The 12,634-nt window shown below is 62.3% G+C and carries 11 protein-coding genes and 5 tRNA genes; 5 read left to right on the top strand and 11 right to left on the bottom strand.

Going from position 1 to position 12,634, the window contains the following annotated elements; genetic code table 11:
• Positions 1-82: 82 nt before the first annotated feature.
• Positions 83-1,387, top strand: coding sequence for an isocitrate lyase (gene aceA, locus AC57B6_RS17585; protein ID WP_028199401.1), 1,305 nt, complete (start codon positions 83-85; stop codon positions 1,385-1,387).
• Positions 1,388-1,644: 257 nt separating this feature from the next.
• Here aceA and AC57B6_RS17590 read toward each other — a convergent pair whose 3' ends face one another.
• Both AC57B6_RS17590 and AC57B6_RS17595 read right to left on the bottom strand, forming a co-directional pair.
• Positions 1,645-2,079 carry a universal stress protein gene (locus AC57B6_RS17590; protein ID WP_028199402.1) on the bottom strand — a complete coding sequence of 145 codons (435 nt, stop codon included), beginning with the start codon at positions 2,077-2,079 and terminating at the stop codon, positions 1,645-1,647.
• Between the two features lie 201 nt (positions 2,080-2,280).
• Positions 2,281-3,183 (bottom strand): LysR family transcriptional regulator, encoded by a 903-nt coding sequence (locus AC57B6_RS17595; protein ID WP_046568836.1) that lies wholly within the window; start codon positions 3,181-3,183, stop codon positions 2,281-2,283.
• 173 nt (positions 3,184-3,356) lie between these two features.
• Between AC57B6_RS17595 and AC57B6_RS17600 the strand changes: the two genes are divergently transcribed.
• The gene (locus AC57B6_RS17600) at positions 3,357-4,205 is read left to right on the top strand and encodes a (S)-2-haloacid dehalogenase (RefSeq protein ID WP_496421790.1); all 849 of its coding nucleotides are present in this window, start codon (positions 3,357-3,359) and stop codon (positions 4,203-4,205) included.
• Positions 4,206-4,288: 83 nt separating this feature from the next.
• Positions 4,289-5,899 carry a malate synthase A gene (aceB, locus tag AC57B6_RS17605; RefSeq protein WP_106351734.1) on the top strand — a complete coding sequence of 537 codons (1,611 nt, stop codon included), beginning with the start codon at positions 4,289-4,291 and terminating at the stop codon, positions 5,897-5,899.
• Positions 5,900-6,120: 221 nt separating this feature from the next.
• Here the strand turns inward: aceB and AC57B6_RS17610 are convergent, their stop codons facing one another.
• Together AC57B6_RS17610 and rraA are read right to left on the bottom strand one after the other, a co-directional pair.
• On the bottom strand, positions 6,121-6,522 hold the full coding sequence (locus AC57B6_RS17610; RefSeq protein WP_030102947.1) for a gamma-glutamylcyclotransferase family protein: 402 nt from the start codon (positions 6,520-6,522) through the stop codon (positions 6,121-6,123).
• 55 nt (positions 6,523-6,577) lie between these two features.
• The gene (rraA, locus tag AC57B6_RS17615) at positions 6,578-7,072 is read right to left on the bottom strand and encodes a ribonuclease E activity regulator RraA (RefSeq protein ID WP_028199407.1); all 495 of its coding nucleotides are present in this window, start codon (positions 7,070-7,072) and stop codon (positions 6,578-6,580) included.
• Positions 7,073-7,295: 223 nt separating this feature from the next.
• Between rraA and AC57B6_RS17620 the strand changes: the two genes are divergently transcribed.
• On the top strand, positions 7,296-8,168 hold the full coding sequence (locus tag AC57B6_RS17620; RefSeq protein ID WP_030102946.1) for an AraC family transcriptional regulator: 873 nt from the start codon (positions 7,296-7,298) through the stop codon (positions 8,166-8,168).
• Positions 8,169-8,200: 32 nt separating this feature from the next.
• On the opposite strand, the gene AC57B6_RS17625 is transcribed toward AC57B6_RS17620, so the two are convergent.
• The 7 genes from AC57B6_RS17625 to gltX form a co-directional block, all read right to left on the bottom strand.
• Positions 8,201-8,665, bottom strand: coding sequence for a GNAT family N-acetyltransferase (locus tag AC57B6_RS17625; protein WP_028199409.1), 465 nt, complete (start codon positions 8,663-8,665; stop codon positions 8,201-8,203).
• A gap of 153 nt (positions 8,666-8,818) precedes the next feature.
• A tRNA-Asp gene (locus AC57B6_RS17630) sits at positions 8,819-8,895 on the bottom strand.
• An 82-nt stretch (positions 8,896-8,977) separates the two neighbouring features.
• Positions 8,978-9,053, bottom strand: a tRNA-Glu gene (locus AC57B6_RS17635).
• Positions 9,054-9,114: 61 nt separating this feature from the next.
• Positions 9,115-9,191: transfer RNA gene (locus tag AC57B6_RS17640), tRNA-Asp, on the bottom strand.
• An 82-nt stretch (positions 9,192-9,273) separates the two neighbouring features.
• Positions 9,274-9,349: transfer RNA gene (locus tag AC57B6_RS17645), tRNA-Glu, on the bottom strand.
• 154 nt (positions 9,350-9,503) lie between these two features.
• Positions 9,504-9,579, bottom strand: a tRNA-Ala gene (locus AC57B6_RS17650).
• 122 nt (positions 9,580-9,701) lie between these two features.
• The gene (gene gltX / locus AC57B6_RS17655) at positions 9,702-11,111 is read right to left on the bottom strand and encodes a glutamate--tRNA ligase (protein ID WP_030100906.1); all 1,410 of its coding nucleotides are present in this window, start codon (positions 11,109-11,111) and stop codon (positions 9,702-9,704) included.
• 425 nt (positions 11,112-11,536) lie between these two features.
• Between gltX and AC57B6_RS17660 the strand changes: the two genes are divergently transcribed.
• Positions 11,537-12,487, top strand: coding sequence for a patatin-like phospholipase family protein (locus AC57B6_RS17660; RefSeq protein ID WP_046570343.1), 951 nt, complete (start codon positions 11,537-11,539; stop codon positions 12,485-12,487).
• Positions 12,488-12,634: the final 147 nt, after the last annotated feature.

Genomic DNA, 12,634 nt, shown 5'->3' on the forward strand with positions numbered 1-12,634 from the left:
AAACGAAACGCCTTAAACGGCCAAACGCTTCGACGAAGACAAAGAGTCACCCTATCCATTACAGGCAACCAAGGAGCACACCATGTCGCGCGAACAACAAGCCAAACAACTTCAACAGCAATGGGAAACCGATCCGCGCTGGAAAGGCGTGAAGCGCACGTACACGGCCGAAGACGTGATCCGTCTGCGCGGCTCGCTGCAAGTGGAACACACGCTTGCCAAGCGCGGCGCGGAAAAGCTGTGGGAAAGCGTCAATAACGAGCCGTTCGTGAACTCGCTCGGCGCGCTGACCGGCAACCAGGCGATGCAACAGGTCAAGGCCGGCCTCAAGGCGATCTACCTGTCGGGCTGGCAAGTGGCGGGCGATGCGAACGTGGCCGGTGAAATGTACCCGGACCAGTCGCTGTATCCGGCGAACTCGGTGCCGCTCGTCGTGAAGCGCATCAACAATACGCTGACGCGCGCTGACCAGATCCAGTGGTCGGAGGGCAAGAATCCGGGCGACGAAGGCTATATCGACTACTTCGCCCCGATCGTGGCCGACGCGGAAGCCGGTTTCGGCGGCGTGCTGAACGCGTTCGAACTGATGAAGGCGATGATCGAAGCGGGCGCGGCCGGCGTGCACTTCGAAGACCAGTTGGCTTCGGTAAAGAAGTGCGGCCACATGGGCGGCAAGGTGCTCGTGCCGACCCGCGAAAACATCGCCAAGCTGACGGCCGCGCGTCTGGCCGCCGACGTCTCCGGCACGCCGACCGTGCTGCTGGCTCGCACCGACGCGGAAGCCGCCGACCTGATTACGTCGGACGTGGACGACAACGACAAGCCGTTCCTGACGGGTGAGCGCACGGTGGAAGGTTTCTACCGCACGAAGCCGGGTCTGGAGCAGGCAATCTCGCGTGGTCTCGCCTACGCGCCGTACGCCGACATGATCTGGTGCGAAACCGGCAAGCCGGACCTCGAGTTCGCGAAGAAATTCGCCGACGCGATCCACAAGGAATTCCCGGATCAACTGCTGTCGTACAACTGCTCGCCGTCGTTCAACTGGAAGAAGAACCTGGACGACGCAACCATCGCCAAGTTCCAGCGCGAACTCGGCGCGATGGGCTACAAGTTCCAGTTCATCACGCTGGCCGGCTTCCACGCGCTGAACTACTCGATGTTCAACCTGGCGCACGGCTATGCCCGCAACCAGATGACGGCGTTCGTCGAAATGCAGCAGGCTGAATTCGCTGCGGCTGAAAAGGGTTTCACCGCGGTCAAGCATCAGCGCGAAGTCGGCACCGGCTACTTCGACGCCGTGACGCAAACGGTCGAGCGCGATGCATCGACGACCGCGCTACACGGTTCGACGGAGGACGAACAGTTCTTCGACAAGAAGGTTGCTTAAGGCATCCGGCGCTCTGATCGCGGAAACGGCAAGGCAGACGACAAAGCGGCCCCGCCAGAGGGCCGCCTTCAGGGAGGACTGAAGCCATCAGGGCTGGAACGCCGTCTGTCCTGATGGTTGGAATCTGGGAGTGATGGCGGCAGTGGAGACAAAGCCAGCGCAATGGATTGTGCGGCGAACACAGGACGCGCCGGCCTCATCGCCGGCGCGTTTTTTTACGCCGTGCCTGTCAGCGATGCGAATCGTGCGCGGGCCGCCTAGCGGTACACGATCACGGGAATCTTCGTATGCGTCAGGACCCGTTGCGTCTCGCTGCCGATCAGCAGGCTGCCGAGACCGCGCCGCCCATGCGAAGCCATGAAAATCACATCGCAGCCACCCTGCTCCGCGGCTTCGATGATGCCGAGATACGGTGCCGGATGCACGCTGGTGCGGCTATCGAATGCGACACCGACACGGCGCGCGGCCAGCTCCACTTCCCGCAGATGCACCCGTGCTTCACGCTCGCTGCGTTGCAAAAACTCGACCGGCGGCTCGATCACCACGTCGGAAAACGGCGAGTACGGATATTGCGGCAGACAGGCGTACGCGGTAACGCGAGCGCCCACCGCCTGCGCGAGGTCGATGGCGCCGTCTATCGCTTTGCGCGACAGGTCTGAACCATCGGTCGGAACCAGGATGTGCCTGAACATGATGCCCTCCGTCGCCGGCTTCGTGCAGCGCGGCGTCAGCGTCCGACGAGGTTCGGTATGGAAGCCGCTCCAATCGATTGTAGGTCGCAGAAATGAGCGCAAGGCCATCGTGCGGGTCTGTCCGCATATCGGAAACCCGCTGCACGGATGGTGCGGGGCGCAGTCGCGCCACCTTGCACCTATGCGGCACCGCGGCCGGCGTCAGTTCCAGTAATCAGGATGGCCGTACGTATGCTTGAGAAAGTCCAGAAACAGACGCACCCGCAGCGGCAAATGCCGGCGTTGCGGAAACACCGCATGGATGCCGATCGGCGGCGCGGCGAACTCGTCGAGCACGCTGACGAGGCGCCCGGCCGCGATATCCGCGCCGACCTCCCACCACGAACGCCATGCGAGCCCGTAACCCTCAAGGCACCACTCGTGCAGCACGGCGCCATCCGAGCATTCCATCGTGCCGGACACCTTGATCGACACGACCTTGTCGCCCTGCTGAAACATCCAGCCACGTTGCTGATTGGCACTCGCACCGAGCGCCAGGCAGTTGTGGTGCGCGAGATCGGCCAGTGTGTGCGGCGAGCCGCGCCGGCTCAGATACGACGGCGAAGCCACACACACGCGGCGGTTCTCGCCAAGCTTGAGCGACACCAGGGACGAATCCGGCAGCTCCCCCAAACGCACGGCGCAGTCGAAGCCCTCGTTGACGAGATCAACCAGCCGGTCGGACAGGTCGAGCGTAATCGACACATCCGGATGGGCGACGGTGAAGGCAGGCACCAACGGCGCAACATGCCTGCGTCCAAACCCGGCCGGCGCCGACAGGCGCAAATGGCCGCTCGCCTTCACGCCCCCCGCCGACACGCTGGCTTCGGCATTCTGCATGTCGTGAATGACGCGCTGGCAATCCTCGAGAAACGCCGAGCCTTCGAAGGTCAGCGTGATCTTTCGAGTGGTCCGCACAAGCAGTTTGACGCCGAGGCGCTCTTCCAGCGCATCGATACGGCGGCCAATGATGGCGGGCGCGACGCCTTCGGCGAGCGCCGCGGCAGACAGGCTGCCTCTCGCCGCGACAGTAACGAAAGTTTCGATCTGCTTGAAACGGTCCATGGGCAGTGGAGCCGCAGTGCCCCGAAGGAAGTCCTCTGGGACTGCGCGGGAAAGTGGTCGGTGCGCGTCAGATTAGGTGGATGAAAGTAAAAGATCAAGTGATCTTTAGCCTCTTTTTTAGCGCATACCATCACTAATACAATCCGTCCTGACCTCTAATGGAGTGCACGGCAATGTCGGCCACAACGACACCTTTCCCCAAAGCAGTGATTTTCGACGCCTACGGCACGCTTTTCGACGTGCATTCGGTGATCGCTGCCGCGGAGCAGATGTTCCCGGGCCAAGGCGACGCGCTTTCGCAGTTGTGGCGCCAGAAACAGATCGAATACACGCAGTTGCGCACGCTCGCCGATCCGGCCGGCGCACTGGGCGCGCACTACCGGCCGTTCTGGGACATCACGCTCGACGCCTTGCGCTTTTCCGCCAGGAAACTGCATCTCACGCTGGGCCGCGCGGCGGAAAAGCGTCTGATGGACGAATACGCGTGCCTGTCCGCTTTTCCCGATGCCGTCCCCGCACTGCGCCAATTGCGCGACGCACCGTCGCCGTTGTCCGCCTCCATGCCTGCGCCTGCGGGCGGCAAAACCGCGCCGATGGTAACTGCGACGCCCGGTCTCGCGATCCTCTCGAACGGCAATCCGCAAATGCTCGACATTGCCGTGAAGAGCGCCGGCATGACGCGCCTGTTCGACCATGTTCTATCCGTCGATACCGTGCGCGCGTACAAACCCTCGCCCGCGGCCTACTCGCTCGGCACACAAGCCTTCGGCGCCGAGCCGCGCGAGATCGTCTTCGTATCGTCGAACGGCTGGGACGTGGCTGGCGCGAGCTGGTTCGGCTTCACCACTTTCTGGCTTAACCGGCAAAACGCACCCGCCGAAGAACTGGGCGTTACGCCGCATGGCGCGGGCGGAGGCATGAACGATCTGCTCGCTTTTTTGAAGTCTCTCGCGTCGCCCAATCGCAATAGCGGCACCGGCAATCCCGGCGGCAGCCGCCCGCGCCACAGCCCTGGCGCGTGACGGCTATTGCCTGGATTCCACGACGCAATTCAAGCGCATCTCAACATTTGCACCTTTGCAATCTGACCGACCAAGGAGAAACCATGGCGAATCCGCTGTCATCGCAGTCCTCACTGCAGTTGCCGCAGGGCATGGAAATCACGGCTGAGATCAAGCCGGGCTATGAAGCAATCCTCACCCGCGAAGCGCTTGAGCTTGTCGCCGCGCTGCATCGCACGTTCGAACCACGCCGCCAGCAACTGCTGCAGGCGCGCGTCGAGCGCACTAAACGGCTCGACGCCGGTGAGCGTCCGGACTTCCTCGCCGAAACGAAGAGCGTGCGCGAAGGCGACTGGAAGATCGCACCGCTGCCGCAAGATCTGCAGTGCCGCCGCGTGGAGATTACCGGTCCGGTCGAGCGCAAGATGATCATCAACGCGCTGAATTCGGGCGCGGATTCATACATGACCGACTTCGAGGATTCGAACGCGCCGAGCTGGGATAACCAGATTACCGGCCATATCAATCTGAAGGACGCGGTGCGCCGCACGATTTCGCTCGAACAGAATGGCAAGTCGTACACGCTGAACGACAAGATCGCCACGCTGATCGTGCGTCCGCGCGGCTGGCACCTGGACGAAAAGCACGTGACGGTGGACGGCAAGCGCGTCAGCGGCGGTATCTTCGACTTCGCGCTCTTCATGGTTCACAACGCGAAGGAACAGGTCGCGCGCGGCACGGCGCCCTACTTCTATCTGCCGAAGATGGAAAGCCATCTCGAAGCGCGCCTGTGGAACGACATCTTCCTCGCCGCACAGGAAGCCGTGGGCGTGCCGCGCGGCACGATTCGCGCGACCGTGCTGATCGAAACGATCGTCGCCGCGTTCGAAATGGACGAAATCCTGTACGAGTTGCGCGAGCACAGCTCGGGTCTGAACGCCGGCCGTTGGGACTACATCTTCTCGGCAATCAAGAAGTTCAAGAGCGACCGCGATTTCTGCCTCGCCGACCGCTCGCAGATCACCATGACCTCGCCTTTCATGCGTGCCTACGCGCTGCTGCTGCTGAAGACCTGCCATCGCCGCAATGCCCCGGCAATCGGCGGCATGAGCGCGCTGATTCCGATCAAGAACGATCCGGCAGCGAACGAAAAGGCCATGGGCGGCGTGCGCTCGGACAAGGCACGCGATGCGGGCGACGGTTACGACGGCGGCTGGGTGGCGCACCCGGGTCTCGTGCCGATCGCGATGGAAGAATTCGTCAAGGTGCTCGGCGACAAGCCGAACCAGATCGGCAAGCAACGCGATGACGTGCTCGTCACGGCCTCCGACCTGATGGACTTCCGCCCGGAAGCGCCGATCACCGAAGGCGGTCTGCGCAACAACATCAATGTCGGCATTCACTACCTGGGTTCGTGGCTCGCGGGCAATGGCTGCGTGCCGATTCACAACCTGATGGAAGACGCCGCCACCGCGGAAATCTCGCGCTCGCAAGTGTGGCAGTGGATTCGCTCGCCGAAGGGCAAGCTCGAAGATGGCCGCAAGGTCACGGCGGAACTGGTGCGTGCCTTGTCGGCAGAAGAGCTCGACAAGGTGAAGCAGGCCGTCGGCGGCGATACGAAGCCGTACGATCGCGCCGCGCAAATCTTCGACGAAATGTCGACATCGGAGCAATTCACCGACTTTCTGACGCTGCCGCTGTACGAAGAAATCTGAGGCATCCAGGCTGCCTCAGGCACCAGCAATAACGACGTCGTACCAGGCCCGCTTTCACCAGCCACGCAAGATGAAAGAGCGGCCCGGGTCGCAAGGCTGACCGACCGGACGGCCCGACAGGCGCATGCCTGCCGGGCCGTTTTTTTATGCGCACGCGATGTAGCCGCTATGCGTTGTTACGTACACTTGGTGCGCTCGCCGCGAACCGGCGCGAGCATCGCTCAGCGCGTGCTGCGATGCTCGACCCAATCGCCCGATCTGATTTCCGGCAGGCCCTTCACCGCATTGGGCGAGACCGGATAGAAGCGGCAGTTCACGACGTTGCCGTCTACTTTCACCATCACTTCCCGCGCGAGGAAACGATCTTCGACGCCAGGATACACCGCTTCGATCTCATCGAGCACCGCGACCAGTTCATCTTCGATTTCGTAGACGTCACCCGTGACGTCTACGCCCGCTTCGTCGACCACCAGACCTGGATACAGGCCGAAGTCGAACAGATGGCCGCGCACCGTGGCCGTGCCGAGCAGATTCGGCTCGGCGATTTCGTTGCGCGCGGCAGCCTCTCTGAGGTCGTTCACTTCGCCGGCACGCAACGTGCCATATACAAAAACGGTCTGCATCGTCGTTTGCTCTCCTTGATGATGAATTCGGTTCGCCCCGGCTGACGCCGGCGCTTCAGTTCAGCGGCGCGCTCGCCACCAGCACGCCGTCGATATCCGCATAGATCCACTCGCCCGGACGCACCAGCGCGCCCGGCAACTGCACCGGCACGTCGCGCTCACCCGTGCCGAGTTTCTGGCCACGCCGTGGGCAGGTCGCCAGCGCCGCCACCCCGACATTGATTTCGTTGAGTTCCAGCGTATCGCGCACGCAGCCGTTCAGCACGATGCCCGCCCAGCCGTTCTGCTCGGCAATTTGCGCGAGGTTGCCGCCTACCAGCGCGCAACGCAGACTGCCGCCGCCGTCGACCACCAGCACCCGGCCGGCGCCCTTCTCCTCGAGCGTGGCGCGCACGAGCGCGTTGTCTTCGAACACCTTGAGCGTCACCGCCTCGCCGCTGAAACTCTCGGCACGGCTGAAGAGATGAAAGACCGGCTCGAGCACACGCAACGTGCCCAGCGCCAGCAGGTCCTCGTGCGCATCGCACAAGTCGGCGGTGGCGAAGCTCATGGGGGTTCTCCTCGGAATCCGTGCAATCGGGACATTATGCAACGTCAATTCCGACGCAACACCTACAATGAGAAGCCCGCGGTAATTTTGAGCCCGTACCGCCGGGGCCGCACGCCCGGGTCCACGCACGAACGCGCGGTGCCTGGGCGCCGCATGCTCATGGGTTCCACGTCTTCGCAGGCGCTGCTTTATTTGAGTTCCATCCCCTGGATCGATCTTCAATATGAATTCGTCCACTGACCCGGACCCGTCGAGCCAGACCCGCTTCGCCGACATTCCGCCCGAATTCCAGCCGACGCAATCGCATCCGATTCGCGTACGCTCACGGTTGATGCCGTCGGGCTGGCGTATCGCGCGACACACGCATGCGTGGGCGCAGGTGGCCTATGCGTCGCGAGGGGTGCTGCGAGTTGCGACAACCGGCACAACATGGATGGTGCCGCCATCCCGGGCGATCTGGGTGCCGCCGCATGTGACGCACGAAGTGGTCGCGATTGAAGACGCGTTTCTGCGCACGCTCTACATTACCGAAAGCACGGTCCCGGCCGGCCTGGATAGCCCGCGCGTGGTTGAAGTATCGAACCTGCTGCGCGAAGTCATCGCCGCGCTCGACACACCTGGCATTTCAGCGACACGCGAACAACTGCTAGGCGCGCTCGCGCTCGACGAACTGACGCGCTCGGAGCCCCTGCCGCTATCGGTGCCGATGCCCAACGAGAAGCGCTTGCGCGCGCTGTGCGAGGCCGTGATCGCGGATCCGACGCACGGCGACTCGCTCGAACAATGGGCATCGAGTGTCGGTGCGAGTACGCGCACGATCGCCCGGTTGTTTCGTCAGGAGTTAGGCGTGAGTTTTTCGCAATGGCGGCAGCAGGCCATTCTCGCGCGTGCGATTCCGCTATTGAGTCAAGGGCGGCCGCTTTCACACGTCGCACAAGAACTGGGCTACCAGAGTCAGAGCGCGTTCTCGGCGATGTTCCGGCGGGCATTCGGCGCCAGTCCACGCGCGTTCATCGAGCGTGGCGCCGAGCACCGCGTGGAAAGCGCAGCTAGCAGTGCTGCTTCGGAAGCGGACGAAGAGACCGCGCAGAAGTGACGGTGCAAGGGATAACCGCTCGCGGCAATGCGTCAGACGCGCCGCGCCAGATGACGGATCGCGCCGAGTTGCGCCAGACGCGGCCCGGTCAGCTTATACCCCTTGCGCTGATACAAGCGCGCGGCGGGATTGTCGACGAACACGCGCAACTGCAACTCGCGTAGCCCGCGCTCGCGTGCCCACTGATGCGAGATGTCGAGCAGATACGTGCCGGCGCCGAGCCGCCGATGCCCTTCGGCAATCTGCACGTCGCGGATGTGCAGCGAATCCCCTTCTTGCGTGATGCGCAGCACGCCGATCGGCTCGCCATCCACTTCGAGAATGAAATTTTCCGACTCGCGCCAACTGCCGAGAAAGAGATCGCCACGCCAGACCAGATGGTGCCGGCGATAGTAGCCACCCATGTTGTTGCGGGTCAGCGCCTCAGCGAACTCGAAATCGTCCATGCTGGCCTGGCGCAGATAAAACGGTGACGGAGCTTCGGTTGGGTCGAACATGGCGGGACGACGAAGATAAGTCAGGTCAACGGTAAAACAGCCCGCGCGCGCTGGCAATGGCTGTTTGTCCCGAGCATACCCGGACGATACCCAGGCGGACCGGCGGCGGAAATAAAAAAAGCCCACTTCTTTCGAAGTGGGCTTTTTAAAATCTGGCGGAGCGGACGGGACTCGAACCCGCGACCCCCGGCGTGACAGGCCGGTATTCTAACCAACTGAACTACCGCTCCAGATTTTTACAGCGCGGTTTATGAGCCAGGCTCTTTCAACCGCCGCACCGTTCATACTGCCAACCGAACGACGCCGATGTTCTGGCGTCCCCTAGGGGATTCGAACCCCTGTACTCACCGTGAAAGGGTGATGTCCTAGGCCTCTAGACGAAGGGGACAACGTACTGCTTACACCTTTAATGAAAAAGCCCGTTCAGATTTGTATGAACGGGCTTTGTCTGGCGGAGTGGACGGGACTCGAACCCGCGACCCCCGGCGTGACAGGCCGGTATTCTAACCAACTGAACTACCACTCCAGTTTGCCTATCATGACTTGCGAGCGTTGGTTTTTTCTCTGCAAGCTGCGCTGCTTCACTGCTACCAAGCGACGCTGATGTTTGGCGTCCCCTAGGGGATTCGAACCCCTGTACTCACCGTGAAAGGGTGATGTCCTAGGCCTCTAGACGAAGGGGACATAATCTTTTCAGATCTGTCTTTATCTTGCTGCCAACTGACGTTAATTTCGTTTCGCCTGCAGCAAAGACCGATATTCTAACTACGTTACAGCCGTTTGTGAAGTCTTTTTTGCTACAAGCTCCAGACTTCGGAACGACTTCACTCTGCTCTGATGGTGGAGGTAAGCGGGATCGAACCGCTGACCTCTTGCATGCCATGCAAGCGCTCTCCCAGCTGAGCTATACCCCCCTTGCAGAACAGAAACGAGATTCTAGAGGCCAATTTGCGCTTTGTAAATACCCTTTGAGCAATTGCATGCGACTTTTTTCGCAAGTCGCATGCAAACCCTCTCAAGGCAGGCGCGAATGCGCTCAAGCCAACGCTTTTTCGATACGGCTCACGACGACATCGCGGCCAAACAGCATCAGCACGCTGTCGATCGACGGCGTATGCGTGGTGCCCGCCACCAGCAGACGAACCGGCATGGCGAGTTGCGGCATCTTCAGCTTGTGTGCGCCAAGCGTTGCTTTCAACGCTGCGGCGATCGCCTCCTTGGTCCACTCCACCGTCTTGAGCGATGCAGCCAGCTCGGCCAGTGCCGGACGCACGGCATCCGTGACGTGCTGCGCGAGCGCCTCGGCGTCCGGCGCCGGCACGCGATAGAACATCGCCGCGTTCTCGGCGATTTCCTTCACCGTGGAAGCGCGGTCCTTCAGCAGCCCCACTACCGAAGTCAGATCGGCGCCTTGCGCAATCGCGGCTTCGTCGATACCCAACTCGGCGAAGAAAGGCTTGGCGAGTTCCGCGAGGCGCGCGTTGTCCGCTTCCTTGATGTAGTGCGCGTTGAGCCAGTTCAGCTTGTCGTGGTCGTACTGCGCCGGCGACTTGCCCAGATGCTCCAGATCGAACCATTCCACGAACTGCTCGCGCGTGAAGATTTCCGCGTCACCATGCGACCAGCCCAGACGTGCCAGATAGTTGACCACCGCTTCCGGCAGATAACCGGCGTCGCGATAACCCATCACGCTCATCGCGCCATGACGCTTGCTCATCTTCTCGCCCTGCTCGTTCAGCACGGTCGGCAAGTGCGCATACACCGGCGGCTCGGCACCAAGCGCACGCAGAATGTTGATCTGGCGCGGCGTATTGTTGACGTGATCGTCGCCGCGAATCACGTGCGTGATGCGCATGTCCAGGTCGTCCACCACCACGCAGAAGTTGTACATCGGCGTGCCGTCCGGGCGTGCGACCACGAGGTCGTCGAGTTCTTCATTCGATATCTCGATGCGGCCTTTCACTGCGTCGTCCCATGCCACGACACCCGTCAACGGATTACGGAAGCGCAGCACCGGTTGCACGCCTGCCGGCGGCTCCGGCAACACCTTGCCGGGCTCCGGACGCCACGTACCGTCGTAACGCGGCTTTTCGCCCGCTTCACGCTGACGCTCACGCAATGCGTCGAGTTCTTCGGTCGACATGTAGCACGGGTACACGAGGCCGGCATCCCGCATCTGCTTGAGCACTTCGCGATAACGGTCCATGTTCTGCATCTGGTAGAACGGGCCTTCGTCGAAATCTAGGCCCAGCCACTCCATACCTTCGAGAATGGCATCGACGGCTTCGGTACTCGAGCGCTCGACGTCGGTGTCCTCGATCCGCAGCACGAAGCTCCCTTTCATCTTGCGCGCGAACGCCCACGGATAAAGCGCGGAGCGAATGTTGCCGAGGTGGATGAAGCCGGTGGGACTCGGTGCGAAACGGGTGCGAACAGAGGTGGTCATTTGCGGTTACTCGGAAGACAGGCGCCGGCGCCGTGACAGACATTGCCCGTGAAGCGCGGCAGCGGACCGCGCCCATGCAACAGAAAACGCCAGGCATGGGCACGCAGGAAATAAATGTGAGAGCGGAATTATACCTTCCGAACCCGGCTTGCCTGCCCTCGTCCGAACGGCCAGCGGCAGCACACGGGGCGCGCGGAACGCATGCCCCATTGCGCCTGGGCGCTTCGTCTGCAACGTTTCATTACCAGGCCGACGCGCGCCCGGAGCTTTGATTTATGATGTGCGCGCGCTGCGAGTGGGGATAGAACCGCAGCGCATGAGATCGCCGCCGGCGCTCCCGTCCGTTTGACTATCCGTCTGATCGCGGCGCAGCTTGCGCCCATTGTTCCGATCGCGCGCCGGCCATGCCGTTGCTGGAGAACCCGTTGAAACCGTCATCCCCTCGCCTCGCCCGTCGTAACTTCTCATTGGCGGCCGCCTCCGCGGTGCTGGCTGCCTGCACCACGACCGGCGGCAGCAAGACCGATAGCACGCCGGTCGCCGTCACGCCCACGGGCAACATGCCGCCGCTCGACAAACCGCAGCGGCCAATCCGTGTCGGGCTCGCGCTAGGCGGCGGCGCTGCGCGCGGCTTCGCGCACATCGGCGTGATCAAGGCGCTGGAGGCGCGCAATATCCAGGTCGACCTGGTGGCGGGCACCAGCGCGGGCTCGGTAGTCGGTGCGCTGTACGCCTCGGGGATGAACGGCTTTGCGCTGAACAAGCTCGCGCTTTCCATGGACGAAGCGTCGATCAGCGACTGGGCCATGCCGTTTCGCACACGCGGTTTTCTGCAAGGCATCGCGCTGCAAAACTACTTGAATACGACCCTCAACAATCGTCCGATCGAGAAGATGGCCAAGCCCCTCGGTGTGGTCGCCACGGATCTGAAAACCGGCCAGCCGATCCTGTTCCAGCGCGGCAACACCGGCATTGCCGTGCGCGCATCGTGCAGTGTGCCGTCGATTTTCGAGCCGGTGAAAATAGGCGGCCATGAATACGTGGACGGTGGCCTGGTGAGCCCGGTGCCGGCCTCGTTCGCACGCAGAATGGGCGCGGATTTCGTGATCGCCGTCGACATCTCGCAGCGCCCGGAAAGCGGGCTCACCGCCAGTTCGTTCGATGTGCTGATGCAGACCTTCACGATCATGGGCCAGACGATCAAGACCTATGAACTCGACAAGTACGCGGATGTCGTGATCCGGCCGAATCTCGCCGCCATGAGCGGCAGCGATTTCTCGCAGCGCAACGCCGCGATTCTGGCCGGAGAGGAAGCGGTGGCGAAGATGATGCCAGAGTTGCAGCGCAAGCTCGCCGCGAGCCGCGCCGCGGCCTGACCCGCCGCCGAAGTAACGCCGGGTACACCACCGGCATACTCCAACTCCCGTCACGCGCGTTGCGTCGAACGGGCCGGAGTTCAGCCCGAAAGACTCGCCGGCAGCTAGGCAAGCACCCAAACGCAAAAAGCCTGCTTCAGAAGAAGC

The sequence above is a fragment of the Paraburkholderia sp. BGA-UO-ETr-F12 genome (genome assembly GCF_059567945.1).